The organism is Aliarcobacter lanthieri (assembly GCF_013201625.1).
Taxonomy (GTDB): Bacteria; Campylobacterota; Campylobacteria; order Campylobacterales; family Arcobacteraceae; genus Aliarcobacter; species Aliarcobacter lanthieri.
The window spans coordinates 1,695,752-1,713,139 of record NZ_CP053839.1; the positions used below are offsets into that span (position 1 = coordinate 1,695,752).

Annotated in this window: 13 protein-coding genes, 2 rRNA genes and 1 other RNA gene; 4 read left to right on the top strand and 12 right to left on the bottom strand. The window is 29.9% G+C overall.

Annotated elements, in window-relative coordinates; all coding sequences use genetic code 11:
* Positions 1-210 precede the first annotated feature (210 nt).
* Both ALANTH_RS08575 and ALANTH_RS08580 read right to left on the bottom strand, forming a co-directional pair.
* Positions 211-681 (bottom strand): hypothetical protein, encoded by a 471-nt coding sequence (locus tag ALANTH_RS08575; RefSeq protein ID WP_026808137.1) that lies wholly within the window; start codon positions 679-681, stop codon positions 211-213.
* Positions 682-756: 75 nt separating this feature from the next.
* A complete protein-coding gene (locus tag ALANTH_RS08580; RefSeq protein WP_026808138.1) occupies positions 757-2,268 on the bottom strand; it encodes a YifB family Mg chelatase-like AAA ATPase in 1,512 nt (503 codons plus the stop codon).
* 113 nt (positions 2,269-2,381) lie between these two features.
* Between ALANTH_RS08580 and ALANTH_RS08585 the strand changes: the two genes are divergently transcribed.
* Genes ALANTH_RS08585 through ALANTH_RS08595 form a run of 3 tightly spaced genes read left to right on the top strand, consistent with a single transcriptional unit; the run spans position 2,382 to position 5,006 of the window.
* Positions 2,382-4,169: a methyl-accepting chemotaxis protein gene (locus ALANTH_RS08585; protein WP_081801336.1), complete on the top strand. Its 1,788-nt coding sequence runs from the start codon at positions 2,382-2,384 to the stop codon at positions 4,167-4,169.
* Positions 4,170-4,182: 13 nt separating this feature from the next.
* Positions 4,183-4,584, top strand: a complete 402-nt coding sequence (locus tag ALANTH_RS08590) for a PAS domain-containing protein (RefSeq protein WP_034236946.1) — start codon at positions 4,183-4,185, stop codon at positions 4,582-4,584.
* A 47-nt stretch (positions 4,585-4,631) separates the two neighbouring features.
* Positions 4,632-5,006, top strand: coding sequence for a hypothetical protein (locus tag ALANTH_RS08595; protein WP_026808139.1), 375 nt, complete (start codon positions 4,632-4,634; stop codon positions 5,004-5,006).
* Between the two features lie 8 nt (positions 5,007-5,014).
* Here ALANTH_RS08595 and def read toward each other — a convergent pair whose 3' ends face one another.
* The 7 genes from def to ALANTH_RS08630 all read right to left on the bottom strand — a co-directional run bounded on the left by def (position 5,015) and on the right by ALANTH_RS08630 (position 12,134).
* On the bottom strand, positions 5,015-5,530 hold the full coding sequence (gene def, locus ALANTH_RS08600; RefSeq protein ID WP_026808140.1) for a peptide deformylase: 516 nt from the start codon (positions 5,528-5,530) through the stop codon (positions 5,015-5,017).
* Positions 5,531-5,539: 9 nt separating this feature from the next.
* A complete protein-coding gene (gene clpP, locus ALANTH_RS08605) occupies positions 5,540-6,124 on the bottom strand; it encodes an ATP-dependent Clp endopeptidase proteolytic subunit ClpP (RefSeq protein WP_026808141.1) in 585 nt (194 codons plus the stop codon).
* A 14-nt stretch (positions 6,125-6,138) separates the two neighbouring features.
* Positions 6,139-7,440, bottom strand: a complete 1,302-nt coding sequence (gene tig / locus ALANTH_RS08610) for a trigger factor (RefSeq protein ID WP_026804824.1) — start codon at positions 7,438-7,440, stop codon at positions 6,139-6,141.
* A gap of 100 nt (positions 7,441-7,540) precedes the next feature.
* Positions 7,541-8,668: a polyphosphate kinase 2 gene (gene ppk2 / locus ALANTH_RS08615; RefSeq protein ID WP_026804825.1), complete on the bottom strand. Its 1,128-nt coding sequence runs from the start codon at positions 8,666-8,668 to the stop codon at positions 7,541-7,543.
* Positions 8,669-8,686: 18 nt separating this feature from the next.
* Positions 8,687-9,610, bottom strand: coding sequence for a polyphosphate kinase 2 (gene ppk2, locus ALANTH_RS08620; protein ID WP_051488763.1), 924 nt, complete (start codon positions 9,608-9,610; stop codon positions 8,687-8,689).
* 22 nt (positions 9,611-9,632) lie between these two features.
* The gene (gene nspC, locus ALANTH_RS08625; protein WP_026804827.1) at positions 9,633-10,775 is read right to left on the bottom strand and encodes a carboxynorspermidine decarboxylase; all 1,143 of its coding nucleotides are present in this window, start codon (positions 10,773-10,775) and stop codon (positions 9,633-9,635) included.
* A 165-nt stretch (positions 10,776-10,940) separates the two neighbouring features.
* Entirely contained in the window at positions 10,941-12,134 is a 1,194-nt protein-coding gene (locus ALANTH_RS08630) for a saccharopine dehydrogenase family protein (RefSeq protein WP_026808143.1), read from the bottom strand.
* Between the two features lie 130 nt (positions 12,135-12,264).
* Between ALANTH_RS08630 and ssrA the strand changes: the two genes are divergently transcribed.
* Positions 12,265-12,663, top strand: a transfer-messenger RNA (tmRNA) gene (ssrA, locus tag ALANTH_RS08635).
* Between the two features lie 176 nt (positions 12,664-12,839).
* On the opposite strand, the gene ALANTH_RS08640 is transcribed toward ssrA, so the two are convergent.
* From ALANTH_RS08640 to ALANTH_RS08650, 3 genes are all read right to left on the bottom strand, one after another.
* On the bottom strand, positions 12,840-13,175 hold the full coding sequence (locus ALANTH_RS08640) for a ComEA family DNA-binding protein (protein WP_026808144.1): 336 nt from the start codon (positions 13,173-13,175) through the stop codon (positions 12,840-12,842).
* A 963-nt stretch (positions 13,176-14,138) separates the two neighbouring features.
* A 5S ribosomal RNA gene (gene rrf / locus ALANTH_RS08645) occupies positions 14,139-14,254 on the bottom strand.
* Positions 14,255-14,423: 169 nt separating this feature from the next.
* Positions 14,424-17,336 (bottom strand): 23S ribosomal RNA (locus ALANTH_RS08650).
* Positions 17,337-17,388: the final 52 nt, after the last annotated feature.

A 17,388-nucleotide genomic window follows, 5' to 3' on the forward strand; every position in this document is an offset into this window, starting at 1 on the left:
CTATAAGGCTTTATTTTTAATATTTTTTATCCAAATTTATTCTTTCAAATGAATGTTCAAATATTTTTCAAGATGAGATATACAAGAATTATAAAATTTATCATTTTGAGATTTTTTAGTACTAGAAAGATAATTCATACATTCCCAACAATGATGTTATGAACAAGAGAAGTTAATTGACTTTTATAATTCTCTATATGTTTAATATCATTACCAGCCATATTCGTCTCCCTTTAATACTTTCTTTTCTATTAAAATATCTTTCATTTTCTCTATATTTGCTTCTTTTGTAAGAAATAAATCAACTCCAAAACAAAATAATCTTTTAAAAAAATTATGTTTTTTATTTTTAAAAACAAAAGACTTAATTACAAGACCTCTTTTAGCAATTACTACTTTTAAATTTTTATATTTAATTTTATTAAAATAAATTTTTCCAAATACTTTCCACTCTTTAATAACACAATAATTTATAAAAATTACTCTTTTAAAGAACCAAATATCAAGAAGTTTATATATAAAAAAAATAACAAATAATAACCCAAGTAAAAATGACATAATTTGTTTAGTAAAAAATATCAAATAAAATCCTAGAAATATTGCAAACATACAAATTAACATTCCAACAACTAATCCTTCTGAACTTATCTTTAATTCTAATAAAATATTTTTATCATTCATTTATAATTCTCCTCTATAAGATCTTACTTTAAAACTAATTAGTATTTTTATGATAGATTATATCAAAATATATTTTTACCTTCTTCTAAAATTTAAACTTTTTAATAAATCACTTTTAGTGATAATCTCATTGTTATTCAAGTCTGCAATAGTTCGTGCTACTTTTAAAACTTTATTTATACTTCTAAAAGATAGAGAGTAATTTATCCTTGCTTTTTCAAGTATTTCTTTACTTTCATCATCTAAAATACAATACTTTTTTATATCTTCATCGCTTAGTTTTCCATTTAACTCTTTTTGTCCTCTATTTTTTTGTTTGATAAAGGCTTTTATAACACTTTCGTGAAGTTCAGCTGAACTTACGATATTTTTATTATCACTAAAGCTATCATTCATCACCAAATACAAATCAATCCTATCTAAAAATGGTTCACTAAGCCTATTTTTATACCTTTGGACTTCAAGTTCATTGCATCTACACTCTTTAACACTAGAGAGTTTATTTCCACAAGGACAAGGATTCATAGCACTCACAAAAATAAATTTTGTTTCATATAAAACCTTATTGTTTACTCTTGAGATAAGAATTTTATTATCTTCAAGTGGTTCTCTCAAAGCTTCTAAAATATTACTTGGGAAATGTGGTAATTCATCAAAAAATAGTATCCCATTGTTACTTAGTGCTACTTCACCCATTTTAGCATTAGAACTTCCTCCACCAAAAATTGATGATTTTGTACTTGAATGATGAGGGTTTCTAAAGGCTCGTATTGGAGAAAAATCTACATCTTTTAAATCTAATGCTTGAAGTTTTGCCTTTTCTAATATCTCTTCTTGACTCATAGGAGTTAAAATATATTGCAATCTTTTTGCTATCATAGATTTACCACAACCAGGACTTCCTTCCATAAGTAAATTATGATTTCCACTAGCACATATGAGTGCTGCATACTTAGCCATATCTTGACCTAAAACATCTTTAAAATCTTCTACATAGTTCGTATCATAAAAATATTTTTTATCATTAATTTCTAAAGATTTATACTTATATATATCTTTTTTATATAAAAATTTCTCTTTATTTTCAGTTTTTACAAGCTCAATTGCACTATTCAAACTATTTACTACATAAATTTCAATATTTGGAATATTTGAAAGTTTTTCTGCACTATTTGCACAAACAACAACTTTTTTTAACTCACCTTTTTTAACTAAAGATAATACAATAGGAAAAATCAAACTTGTATCTTTTACTTTTCCATCAAGTGCTAACTCTCCAAAAAAATAAAAATCATCAAACTTCAATTTTTGCTCATCAAAAAGTGCTATTTGTAAAGCAATACTTAAATCAAAATGCGTTCCTTTTTTTGATATTTCCGAAGGAGACAAATTTACAGTTATTTTTAGAGGTGGAAATTTAAAATTATTTACCAATAAAGCTGATTTAACTCTATCTTTTGACTCAGTTATATTTGTACTTACCATTCCTACTATTGTAAAATTTGGCATACCTCTTGTAAAAGTTGATTCAACATCAACTATCGTTGCATCTAAGGTTTCTAATGTTGCGGATTTAATTATCTTCATAAAACACTTCTAATATTCATTTTTATTATCTTACTATATTTATAAAAATAATGCAAAAAAATGTTTTTTTTATGATACAATTTTTAATATTCTCTTAATTTAAGGAAAAGGGTATGTCTAATAGTAAAAAACTTCTTTTAACTATGTTCTTTAACATAGCTGCTCTTGTTTTTATTATCACTGTTTCATTTACAATTGCTAATAAAAATATAAATAATCTCATTAAAAAAGATTTAGAAACTATTGGATCATCCATATATAGTCTTAGTTCAATTTTTATAAAGAATGGCTCAAAAGCATATGAAAACAAAGAATTTAAAGATGCAATAAATAGCATAAAAATTGGAAAAAGTGGTTATGTTTATTTTATTGATGAAACTGGGAAAATAGTAATACATCCAAGTATTGAAGGACAAAATTTAGCAAACTTAGATTTTATACAAAAGATTTTATCAGATAAAAATAGCGGTATTATTGAATACTATACTGATGTAACCAATCAAGATAAAATAATTTTCTATAAATATATTCCAGAATGGAAAGTATGGCTTGTTCCAGGGATTAATAAAGATGATTATGTAAAAGATATATATTTTGAATTTTTTTATAAAATAGTTATTTTAGGAATTATTTTAATCATTATTCAAATATTTGTATTCTTCATAACATCAAGAGGAATTACAAAAAATATAAATAATTTTATACTTTACTTTAAAGAGTTTTTAAATTTTGTTACTTATAAACAAAATAAAATTGAAAAAAGAGATATTAAAGGTAATTGTGAATTTTCTAAAATGTCAAAACAGATAAATGATGTAATAGATGAATTTGATGGAAAATATAAAGATGATATGAGAGTAATTGGAGAAAGTATTTTAACTTTTGATAAGTTAAAAAAAGGTGTGTTTAGATGTAGAATCAAATCAACTACATCAAATCCTATGATAAATACTCTAAAAAATACTATAAATGAAGCTTTAGATGATTTAGAAAAATATATGAAAGATATTGAAAATATTTTAATGTCATATACAAATAACAATTATAAAAGTAGAATAGATATATCAAAAGAATTAATTGACGAATCAAGACTTTTAAAAGTTATGAAAAGTGTTAATATTTTAGGAGATACTCTATCTTCTCAATCAAAACAAAATCTTGATAATGGAAATATTTTAGATAATAACTCAAAAGTTTTAAAATCATCTATAGAAAAACTTACAACAAAACTTTTAGAACAAACCAATAGTTTAGAATTTACAACTCAAGCAGTTGATAAAATTTCAAATATTACAAAAAACAATACTCAAAATGCTTTGCAAATGAGCTCTTTAGGTGAAATTGTAAAAAAATCTGTTGAGGATGGATATAATCTTACAAATCAAACAAACCTTTCAATGGATGAAATAAACTCAAAAGTTTTAGCAATAAATGAAGCTATTTCTATAATTGACCAAATATCATTTCAAACAAATATTCTTTCTTTAAATGCTGCAGTAGAAGCAGCAACAGCTGGAGAAGCAGGAAAAGGATTTGCAGTGGTGGCACAAGAAGTAAGAAGTTTAGCAAACAAAAGTTCTGAAGCTGCAAATGATATAAAAAATCTAGTAGATATTGCAAATTTAAAAGCAAATGAAGGAAAAGAAATTTCTAATAAAATGAAAGAAGGATATAAAAACTTATTTTCAAATATTACACAAACACTAGAAATTATTCAAAATGTAAGTAGTGCAGCGAATGAGCAAATGAGAGGAATAGAAGAAGTAAATCAAGCAATAATTACTCTAGAAAAAATATCGAAAGAGAATGAAGAAGAAACTATCCAAGTAAATAATATTACAAAGGAAGTATCAGAAATGGCATTTGAAGTGTTAGAAGAAGCAAAAAATAAAATCTTTTAGTAAGGAAGTTATTATGAGTCAAAAAGAAAAAATTTTAGATGATTATATATTTTTAGTTAGTGAAACAGATGAGAAAGGTATTATAAAATTTGCAAATCAAGATTTTTGTAAAATGGCTGAATATTCTTTAGATGAACTTTTAGGACAACCTCATAGTATAGTAAGACATAAAGATATGCCAAAAATTGCATTTAAATCTTTATGGGATACAGTAAAAAAAGGTGAAATTTGGACTGGATATGTAAAGAATGCTACTAAAAATGGTGAATTTTATTGGGTATTTGCAACAGTTTATCCTTTTGTATCTTGTGATGGGAAAAATGGATATTTATCTTGTAGAAGGAAAGCATCAAAAGAAGAAATAGAAAGTATCTCAAAAACATATGAAATTTGGCTAAGAGATGAAAATAAATAGTTTTATAAAATAGTAGTTATAATTGGCAAAAAATTTTAGGAAATTTTATGTCAAATTTTATAGACTGTCCAGATTGTAATAACAAAATTTTATCAAGATTAGGAACAATTTGTCCAAATTGTGGTTTTACAGTAGGATATTTTAATGGAGATAAAAGAAGAAAATCTTATGGTAAGCTATTTGCCTTAAATGTTTTTACACCATTTTTAGTATTCTTTACAATTATTTTTTCTCAAGTAAATATTTATAGTTTTATTTTAGCAATATTCTTTGCTATATTTATGGCCTTTAAATCTTGTCCAATTCATTTTAAAGATATTTTTGCTTCGAAGTTTGAAAAAACATTATTTTGGGGAATTTGGATAGTTTTTAATTCATTTTTAATAGTTTTAATAGTAAATATTTCTTATAAAAGCATATAAAATAGAAATTATCTTTTAGATTTTTTTCTATTTTTATACTCTTTTTCAAATTTTTGTCTTTTAGTGAAAGACAAATTCTCTATAAAAAGATGTCCAGTTAGATGTTCCATTTCATGTTGCCAAGCTACTGCTAAAAAGTCTTCACATTCCATAGTTTGTTTTTCTCCAAATCTATTGTAATATTCAACAATTATATGTTTTGCTCTTTTAACTTCTTCATAATACTCGGGAACACTAAGACAACCCTCTTTATATATTTGAACTCCATCTTTATGAGTAATTACTGGATTAACAGCTTCTATTAATTCAGCTTTATCTTGAATATCTTCCTCATTTGGAATATTTATAATCAAAACATTAAGAGGAATTGCAACTTGAATAGCTGCAAGTCCTACTCCATTTGCGTTCATCATAGTTTCATACATATCATCTAAAAGAGTATGAAGTTCTTCATCAAACTTCACAACATTTTCAGATTTTGTTCGAAGTAATTTATTTGGATATGTAATAATTTCTCTAATCATAACTCTTTCTTATTTGTGTTTTGAGATCACTTCATCAATAAGCCCATATTTGCAAGCTTCTTCTGCACTCATAAAATTGTCTCTATCTGTATCTTTTTCAATAGTAGAAACATCTTGTCCTGTTTGCTCTGCTAAAATACCATTTAAAGTATCTTTTAATCTTTGTATCTCTTTAGCTTGAATTTGAATATCTGTTGCTTGTCCTCTAGCACCACCTAAAGGTTGGTGAATCATAATTCTAGAGTTTGGTAAAGAGTATCTTTTACCTTTTGCTCCACTAGATAATAAAAATGCACCCATAGATGCAGCTTGTCCTATACAAATAGTACAAACATCAGGTTTTATATAATTCATAGTGTCAAAAATTGACATACCACTTGTTACTACTCCACCTGGAGAGTTGATATATAGATAAATGTCTTTATCTGGATCTTCAGCTTCTAAAAATAGAAGTTGAGCTACAACTGTTGAAGCAACAGCATCATTTATCTCTCCACTTAACATGATGATTCTATCTTTTAAAAGTCTTGAATAAATATCATAACTTCTCTCACCACGCCCAGTTTTTTCAACTACATAAGGTATATAACTCATTTTTTATCCTAAAATTATTTTCCTAATTTTTCATCAAATAATTTTGAAGTAACTTTTTCTTCAATCATTGACATTTTTATAGCAGGTAGGTAACCAGCTTCTTGATATTGTTTTATTACATTTTGTGGGTTTTGTCCCATTTGTAATGCTTCAAAATATAAAACCTGTGTAACTTCTTGATCAGTTACATCAACATTTTCAGCTTTTGCTAAAGCATCAATAATAAATGTAGCTTTTACTGAATTTGATGCATCAGTTTTTAATTCTTCTCTTATTTTTTCAACTTTAGAAGCATCTTCTTTTAATTCATTGATTTCTTCTTCACTCATTGTTCTAATTCTATTATTTAAAGCAAAATTTACTTCTTGTTCAACTACTGTTTTTGGTAAAGCAAAATTGATTTTTTCAACTAAAGATTCTAAGAAAGTTGGTTTAACTTCTTCTCTATAGTATGTAGCTTTTTCTTGTGCTACCATTTGCTCTTTAATTTTTTCTCTTAAAGTATCAATTGTCACATCTTTTTCATTTGGTAACATTTTTTGTGCAAATTCATCATTTAATTCAGGAGCAGCTTTTTCTTGAATTTCATGTAAAGTTACTTTAAATACAGCCTCTTTACCAGCTAAATCTTTTGCTTGGTACTCTTTTGGGAAAGTTACAATAACATCTTTTTCTTCTTCGTATTTCATCCCAATAACTTGTTCTTCAAATCCTGGAATAAAAGAACCCGAACCAATGTGTAAAGGATATTTTTCAGCTTTTCCACCTTCAAATGCTACATCATCAACAAAACCTTCAAAATCAATTACTGCATAATCTCCATCTTTTACAGCTCTTTTTCTAGCAATTTTTGCTAAAGGTGCTGATTGACCTGCAATTTCAGTTAATCTTGCATCAATTTTTTCTATTCCAACTTCAATATCTTTAACAGCAGGAACTAAAGATTTGTAATCTCCTAAATCAATTTGTGGTTTGCAAGCTACAGATATTTCTAATTCAACAGTACCATTGTCTTTTTTGTCAAATTTAGTAATACTTGGTTCACCAATTAAATCACTATTTTTAATATCTAATTGTTTTAAACCTTCATTTAAAACTTTTCTAACAGCTTCACCCTGTGCATCTTCTAAAAGTTTATCTGCATATCTTTGTTTTACAACATTAACAGGAACTTTACCTTTTCTGAATCCTTGAATATTCATAGTTTTAGCAGCTTGTTGAGCCACTTTATCTAAGTTCTTTTCAATTAACTCTTTTGAAAGTGTTGCTGCTATTTCAACATTTGCTTCATCAACTCTATTTGCTTTAAATTCCATTAAATTTACTCCGAATTAAAATTTTAACAAATATTTTATCTAAATTTTACTAAGGCTTTACTAAAAAATTTTTGAATATATTAAAAAGAGAAATGAAAGATTAATAATCTTTCGTTTTTCTCATCTGAAGAAGTTCTTTTTGAACAGAAATATTTATATTCTCATTTGCTTCAAAATTAAGTGAGTAATTTCTTCCATCATAATCAACAGAATTTAAAATAATTTTCATAGCTTCAAGTCTAGCTAAGTGTTTATCATCACTTCTTACAATATGCCAAGGAGCACTTCTTGATGTTGTTCTTCTAAGCATTTCATATTTTTTCTCAGAAAATTCATCCCATAAATCTTGTGCTTGCATATCAACTTCTGAAAATTTCCAATGTCTTAGTGGATCATTTATTCTTCTATCAAATCTTCTTTTTTGCTCTTCTTTTGAAACAGAGAAATAAAGTTTTATTAAAATCATTCCTTGTCTTACTAAGTCTTGCTCAAAATTTACAATATCTTCCATAAATATTTCATGTTCTTCTTGTGTACAAAATCCAAAAATTGGTTCAACCATAGCTCTATTATACCAAGACCTATCAAATAAAACTATCTCTCCTCCAGTTGGAAAATGTTCAATATATCTTTGTAAAAACCATTGATTTCTTTGTGTTTCAGTTGGTTTTCCAAGTGCTACAACACGGTAGTGTTTATTATTCATATATCTTGTAATTCTTCTTATTGCACCACCTTTTCCAGACGCATCTCTTCCTTCAAAAATAATTATCATTCTTTTATTTTCTTTTTCAAGCCAATCTTGAAGTTTTATTAATTCAATTTGATAAGGTTTTAAACTCTGTAAATCATAGATTTTTTGTACTCCTTCATTTAAAACTTGACTATCTAATTTTTTATAATCTCCCAATAAAGATTTAAGATATTTATTTTCTTCTTGTATCTCTTTTAATTTATCATTTACTGGTTTCTTAGGAGTTTCTTTCTGCATTTTTGGTACAACTTTTATTGGTTCTTTACTTTTCATAACAGATGATTTAAAATTTTCAATAAGATCTATGGCTTTATTTAAAGTAAGATTATCTCTTTTTGAATATCCTAAAACTTTTACATATCGTTTTTTATCATATTGAAATCTTGCTATAAATTTTTTACCAAATGTAGGGTGTTCATCCTTTGATATATATAAGCCATTATGCACTGTTAATTCAAATTCATTCAAATTCATTACAATATCCCCCCTTTTTTAAGATAATTTATCTAATTGCATATTTTCAAGCTCTAAAGCCCCACCAATAATTATCTTTTTATCAATTACAAATATATCTTCATCTGTTTTTTTATCATAACTTATAGAATTCAAAATATGTCTAATACAATTTATTCTAGCTTTCTTTTTATTATCACTTTTTACTATTGTCCATGGTGTAAGTTGTGTATGAGATGCCATAAGCATAGAGTATTTTGCAGCTGTATATTTATCCCACAATTTTTGAGACTCTTTATCTATTGGAGATAATTTATGCTGTTTTAAAGGATCTGTTTCTCTTTTTTTAAATCTTCTTTCTTGCTCTTTTTTTGATACTGAAAAATAAAATTTCAATAAAATAATTCCTGATTCTACAAGCATTTTTTCAAATTCTGGAACATCTCTTAAAAATTGTTCATGTTCTTGTTTTGTACAAAATCCCATCACTGGTTCAACTCCACCTCTATTGTACCAGCTTCTATCAAATAAAACTATCTCTCCAGCACTAGGTAAATGTTGAGTATATCTTTGAAAATACCATTGTGTTCTTTCTGTATCACTAGGTTTTTCCAAAGCTACAATTCTTGCCCCTCTTGGATTTAAATGTTCAGTGATTCTTTTTATAGTTCCACCTTTCCCAGCAGCATCTCTACCTTCAAAAATTATTAGAACTTTAAGCCCTTTTGCTTTAACATAATTTTGAAGTTTTAAAAGTTCAATTTGAAGTTTTGTAAGTCTTTTTTGATATTCTAAAGTCTCTTTTTTTATCCAGATCTGAACTTTTTGTTCTCCATCTTGAATTTCTTCTTTTAATTCACCTTTTTTTCGTTTTTTATCTTGACCATGTTCAATATTTTCTTCTGTATCAATAACATCTTTGTCTTCAAATGTTTGTTTAATTAAACCTCTATCATGTCCCATTTTCCTATCCTTATGTGAAATTTTATGAAAGTCTCATTTTATAATCTTCATATCCAAAGTTTTTTATAACTTTATAACTTCCATCTTTAGATTTTATAACTATTGATGGTAATTTTATACCATTAAATGTTGTTGTTTTAACCATTGTATAGTGAATCATATCTTCTAAAATTATTTTATTTCCAACTTTTAGCTCTTCATCAAAAGAGTAATCTCCAATAATATCTCCAGACAAACAAGTATTTCCACCAAATCTATAAGTATATTTTTTCTCATTTGCAATTCCACTATTTCGTATCATTGCACGATATGGCATAGCTAAAGTATCTGGCATATGAGCTTCTGCACTTGTATCTAAAATAGCTAATTTCATACCATTATCTATAATATCAAGGATAGTAGCTACTAAATATCCAGTCTGCCATCCAACCGCTTCTCCAGGCTCCATATAAACTTTTAAGTGTGGATACCTAGATTTAAAATCTTTCAAAAGTTTTATCAACCTTTCTACATCATAATCTGCTCTAGTAATATGGTGCCCTCCACCAAAATTAACCCATTTTAATCTATCAAAATATTGTGAGAATTTATCTTCAAAGCTTTTTAATGCGCCTTCTAAGGCATCTACATTTTGCTCACAAAGTGCATGAAAATGAAAACCATCTAAATATTTAAGTTGAGTATCATCAAAATTAGCTTTTGTTGTTCCCATTCTAGAAAATGGAGAACAAGGATTGTATAAATCTACTTCAACACTTGAATATTCAGGATTTAATCTAATTCCTAAAGATACTTTTCCATAAGCTCTATCTTTAAACCTTTTTAATTGACTAAAAGAATTGAAAACAAGATGATTTGATATAGAAACAATTTCATCTATCTCTTCATCTTTAAAAGCTGGACTATAAGTATGAACTTCTAAACCAAATTCTTCTTTTGCCAAAATTGCCTCGTGAAGTCCTGAAGCACAACAACCTTTTAGGTATTGTTTACATAAGTCAAATGTAGAATGCATAGCAAAACCTTTTAATGCTAAAAGTATATTAATACCTGTTTCATCTTGTACATATTTTAAAAGTTTTAAATTCTTTTCAAGTAACTCTTCTTCACAAACAAATGATGGGCTTGGTAATTCTTCTAAAGAACTTAGAATTTGATTTTTCATATAATATTTTCCTAATATTTAAAGTTTTTTATATAATATTTAATTTTGAGAAAATAAATTTTGTATAATTTCAAAGCTTTAAAATAAAAAGCTATAAATTTATATATAATAAATAACTAACTCTTTATCTTTTTTAAAACAAAGAAATTTTAATAAAATTTCTATTTATAGCTCAATAATTTTCCAAGGAAGACCTTGTGTCATCAACTCATCCATAAATGGTTTTGCATCAAACTCTTCTATATTAAATACTCCTGTATTTTTCCAAATACCTTTATACAAAAGCTTACTCCCAATCATAGCTGGAACTCCCGTTGTATAGCTTACTGCTTGTGCTCCTGTTTCTTTATAACATTCTTGATGATCGCAAACATTATAAATATAAACTTTTCTCAGTTTTCCATATTTAATACCTTCTATAATACAACCAATATTTGTTTGCCCTACTGTTCTTGGTCCTAAACTTGCGGGGTCTGGTAATAATGTAGTTAAAAATTCAATTGGAGTAATCATTACCCCTTTATGTTCTACTGGTTCAATTCCCAACATTCCAACATTTTGTAAGCAATTCATATGTTGAATATAACTATCTCCAAAAGTCATAAAAAATCTAATTCTTTTTAATCCTTTAATATTTTTAGCTAATGATTCTAATTCTTCATGATACAACAAATATGAAGCTTTTACTCCAATTTCTGGATAGTCATGATCAACTCTTATTTCTAGTGGTTTTGTTTCTATCCATTCTCCATTTTCCCAATATCTACCATTTGCAGAAACTTCTCTAAGGTTTATTTCTGGATTAAAATTTGTAGCAAACTTATATCCATGGTCACCTGCATTACAATCCATAATATCTATTGTATGAATTTCATCAAATAAGTTTTGTTGAGCATAAGCACAAAATACACCAGTAACCCCTGGATCAAATCCTGAACCTAGAAGTCCCATAATTCCAGCATCTTTAAACTGCTTATTTCTTGCCCATTGCTCTTTATATTCAAATTTTGCTTCATCTGGATGTTCATAATTCGCAGTATCTACATAATCAACTTTACATTTCGTACACGCATCCATAATAGTTAAATCTTGATATGGTAAAGCAACATTTAAAACTAATTTTGGATTTACTTTTTCTATTAATTTTACTAAATCATCTACACTATCAGCATCTACTTGTGCAATATCAATCTTTACGCCTTGATTTTTTAGAATATCTTCTGCTATTGTTTCACATTTTGAAACTGTTCTTGAAGCTAAAGTTATTTTTTCAAAAGTGTCAATATTCATTGCACATTTTACAGTGGCTACCCTACTTACACCACCAGCACCAATTATTAAAATACCTTTTTTAATCATTTTATATACTCCAAATATTTTTATGTATTGATTATAACTATTTTATTATAAAAAAATAGTATTTAGTAACCATTTAATTACAAAATTAACATAGTTTTAACTTTATTTGTGTAAAATTAACTTTTATATTGGGGATGACTTGGTATCGATTAGAGCAGTGAGTATTAGTTGCATGTCGGCCTGAACATGCCGTTACGCGGTTCATTTTTTTTAGACGCAAACAATACAAATTACGCTCCAGCTTACGCAAAAGCTGCGTAAGTTTAACAACTTACTGACTCGCCTAACGGCTTGAGTCTTTGGAGACTAGCACTACAGATTCTATCTATGTAGATTATTGCTGGTTCACATTAGATAGATTATCTTCTAAGAGTTGATTTGGTTTAGAAGAGAAATTTCCTAATCTTAGCTTTATGATTGCTTTTGGAAGTTGAGTTGTCATAGAGTGAATTTTTTCAACTTTGCTAAGCATGTAGACGCTTTTATGAGCTGTTTTAAGACTGCGGTTCGATCCCGCACATCTCCACCAAATATAAAATCAATCTAAAATAATCTAATCATAAAAAATTTCTTATCTTTTATATAATATATAAATTTAATTTCTAATTATAATTTTATTTATTGAATAAAATAATTATTCTTTATGTAGTATAATTAAGAAGATAGTTAAGAGGAAACTCTTAAACTATCTTAAAAATAGAAAGTTTATTTCTTGTTTTCACTCTCTTTTTTAGATTTATTATCTTGTTTTGATTCTTTTTCTTTAGAATCTTTTACTTCATTTTCATCTTTTTTATTTGATAAACCTTTAACTTCCACATCATTTTTTATATTATTAATAATAGAATCTCCAAATCCTTTAATATTCCTCAAATCTTCTGGAGATTTGATACTATTGACCTTTCTATATTCTAATATTTGTTCAGCTTTTTTCTCACCTATTCCTTTTATCCCCATAAGTTCTTCCTTTGTTGCTGTTTGTAAGTTAATAGCAAACAAAAAAGAACTACTTAACATAAATATAGCTATAAGCTTTTTCATAAACTCTCCTTTAAATAATGAGAATTATACCTATTAATAAAATTAATGTCAATTATTATATCTATAATTTTATACTAAAACTTATACTTTAAACTAACCATAGTATTACCAAGGTCACCATAAGCATATTCTATTTTTGAATATCCATAATAATATAATTTACCAAATAAATTATTTATATTTATCTGTCCAGTGAAACTTTACTTGATTCTGAAACTGATCTAGCTAAACTAAAACATACAAAGGATAACTAAAAATTCTTAGTTAAAATAAATATATGAAAAGATGAGTAATATGAAAGTAAAGAAGACAATGAATAATGAGAAAATAGAAATAGTAATAAATGAGAAGAGAATAATAAGATTATAAGAAAAAAACAATATAAATATTGCCATTAATGAAAGTAAAAATAAAACCTATACAAGAAGATTTACTCAAAGAATTAATAGTAGAGGATAAATTACTAAAATAAGAGAAATATATATTAAAAAACGAAAAAGCATGCTTAAAAGAATAAATGCTGGATTAATTCTTTATCTTTTTTATATGTTCTTATATTGATATATCATTAGTTATTAGATTAATAGAAAGGAAAGGAATAGTTAAATAAAAGCATTGTTAATATAAATATCTATATAGGAATAAATAGTATGTATGATAAAAGAGCATATAATTGGATAAAGTAGATGTATATAAAATCTGTAGACAGTAATAGGATAGATAATAAAATAAAAAATAGATTTAAGAATAAGAAAAGCAGAGATATTATTACGAGGACATCTAATTAGTTGTTAGATTAATAGTAGGAAAAGGAATAATTAATTTGTATAAATAGATATGATATAAAAGCATATATAAGGACAAAAGGGAGGATATTAAATTGTTGAATAAATTGTATAAGAAGGGATACCTTCCCTAAAACACTAGATAAAGTAGCTTAGGAAAGGCATTAAAGACTCAAAGAGTTAGCGATGACCTACGTTTCCACCGGGGGACCCAGCAGTATTATCGGCGATGAAGTGCTTGACTACCAGGTTCGGAATGGGGCTGGGTATTTCCACTTCTCTGTAACCACTAACAAAGTTGAGTATTAAAAGAATCATAGAGATAATCTCTTAATACTCAACTTTAACAAAAGAGTTAAAGGAATAAAGATAATGTTAAAGTCTTAAAAGTAAATTTTCAAAAAAAAACCTACACAAATATAAAGTAAAGATATACTTAATAAGATAGTAAACCAAAGAAATAAAAAATAAGCCAAACGTTCTATTAGTACTGGTCAGCTAAACGCCTTACAACGCTTACACATCCAGCCTATCAACCAGCTAGTCTTGCTGGGAACTTCAGGGAAAGTTCATCTTAGAGTTGGCTTCGAGCTTAGATGCTTTCAGCTCTTATCACATCCGTACGTAGCTACCCAACGATGCTCTTGGCAGAACAATTGGTACACTAGTGGTACGTTCATCCCGGTCCTCTCGTACTAGGGACAAATCTCTTCAACTTTCCTACGCCCACGGAAGATAGGGACCGAACTGTCTCACGACGTTCTGAACCCAGCTCGCGTACCGCTTTAAATGGCGAACAGCCATACCCTTGGGACCGACTACAGCCCCAGGATGCGATGAGCCGACATCGAGGTGCCAAACCTCCCCGTCGATGTGAGCTCTTGGGGGAGATCAGCCTGTTATCCCCGGCGTACCTTTTATCCTTTGAGCGATGGCCCTTCCACGCAGAACCACCGGATCACTATGACCGACTTTCGTCTCTGTTCGACTTGTAGGTCTCACAGTCAAGCTAGTTTATGCCATTATACTCAACAAGCGATTTCCATCCGCTTTGAACTAACCTTTGTAAGCCTCCGTTACTATTTAGGAGGCGACCGCCCCAGTCAAACTACCCACCAGACATTGTCCTGAAAGAGGATAACTCTTCGCAGTTAGTAACTCAAATATTCAAGGGTGGTATCTCAAGGATGGCTCCGACTCTACTGGCGTCTAGTCATCATAGCCTCCCACCTATCCTGCACATGAATATCCAAGCTACAGTGTCAAGCTGTAGTAAAGGTGCACGGGGTCTTTCCGTCTTTCCGCGGGTAGGAGGAATTTTCACCTCCACTACAATTTCACTGGATCCCTCTTTGAGACAGCTCCCATCTCGTTACGCCATTCATGCAGGTCAGTATTTAACTGACAAGGAATTTCGCTACCTTAGGACCGTTATAGTTACGGCCGCCGTTTACTCGGGCTTCAATCAAATGCTTCGCTTGCGCTGACATCATCAGTTAACCTTCGAGCACCGGGCAGGCGTCACACCTTATACATCCACTTACGTGTTAGCAAAGTGCTGTGTTTTTGGTAAACAGTCGGGAGGGACTCTTTGTTGCAACCTCTTTGGCTTTTTGAAGCAAGTTCATATACCAAAGTAGGCACACCTTATACCGAAGATACGGTGCTATTTTGCAGAGTTCCTTAAAGAGGGTTCTTCCACGCGCCTTAGAATACTCATCCCACCCACCTGTGTCGGTTTACGGTACGGGCAACATATAATATACTTAGTGGCTTTTCTTGGCACGACAGTATCATCGATTCTCCATCTCCTCCGAAGAGTGTCAAGAGCCTGTAAGATCTCGGTCTAATGTTAAGCGGATTTGCCTACTTAACAACCTACGTCCTTCGAGCCACACTTCCATCCGTGACCTCGATTAACTCTATGCGTCCCCACATCGCGCTTATATGTTGGTATTGGAATATTAACCAATTTGCCATCGTCTACCCCTTTCGGACTCGACTTAGGTCCCGACTAACCCTACGATGACGAGCATCGCGTAGGAAACCTTGGGTTTTCGGCGAACAGGATTCTCACCTGTTTTATCGCTACTCATGCCTGCATGCTCACTTCTATCCGCTCCAACGCTCCTTACCGGTACATCTTCTACGCTGAATAGAACGCTCTCCTACCACTTGTACATAGTACAAGTCTAAAGCTTCGGTGTACATCTTAGCCCCGTTATATTTTCCGCGCAGAATCACTAGACCAGTGAGCTGTTACGCTTTCTTTAAAGGATGGCTGCTTCTAAGCCAACCTCCTGGTTGTCACAGTAACTCCACATCGTTTTCCACTTAGATGTAACTTAGGGACCTTAGCTGTTAGTCTGGGTTGTTCCCCTCTCGACGATTGATTTTATCACCCACCGCCTGACTCCTGTGATTCCACATATAGTATTCATAGTTTGATAGGGTTTGGTACCGCGGTAAGCAGCCCTAGCCCATTCAGTGCTCTACCCCTATATGCTACAACACAAGGCTATACCTAAATATATTTCGGAGAGAACCAGCTATCACGAAGTTTGATTGGCCTTTCACCCCTATCCACAAGTCATCCCAAGACTTTTCAACGTCAGCGGGTTCGGTCCTCCACTGGCTCTTACACCAGCTTCAACCTGCTCATGGATAGATCACTTCGTTTCGGGTCTGCAGCTAGTGACTATGGCGCCCTATTAAGACTCGCTTTCGCTACGGCTTCGTACTTGACTTAACCTTGCCACTAACCACAACTCGCAGGCTCATTATGCAAAAGGCAGTCCATCACCCTGATAAATCATAGGGCTCTGAATGATTGTAAGCTAATGGTTTCAGGTTCTATTTCACTCTGCTCGCTGCAGTACTTTTCACCTTTCCCTCACGGTACTTGTTCACTATCGATCTGTAAGTAGTATTTAGGATTGGAGGGTGGTCCCCCCAGATTCAGTCAAAATATCACGTGTTCCGACCTACTCAGGATACTATTAAAATTATTGATGATTTAAATTACAGGAGTTTCACCTTCTATGCTACACTTTTCCAAGTATTTCATCTATCATCTTTAATTTACGTTATAGTCCTACAACCCCCAATGCAAGCATTGGGTTTGTCCTAATCCGCGTTCGCTCGCCGCTACTTACGGAATCTCTTTTGATTTCTCTTCCTCTAGCTACTGAGATGTTTCACTTCACTAGGTTCGCTCCCCGTAGGGTAATATATATCTCTATATACTGGGTTGCCCCATTCAGAAATCCACGGATCAAAGCTCTTTGGCAGCTCCCCGTGGCTTATCGCAGCCTAATACGTCTTTCATCGCCTCTTACAGTCTAGGCATCCACCATTAGCCCTTAATAGCTTATTATTGCCTGATAAATATATCGCTATATTTATCAATTTGTTTTGATAATATTCTT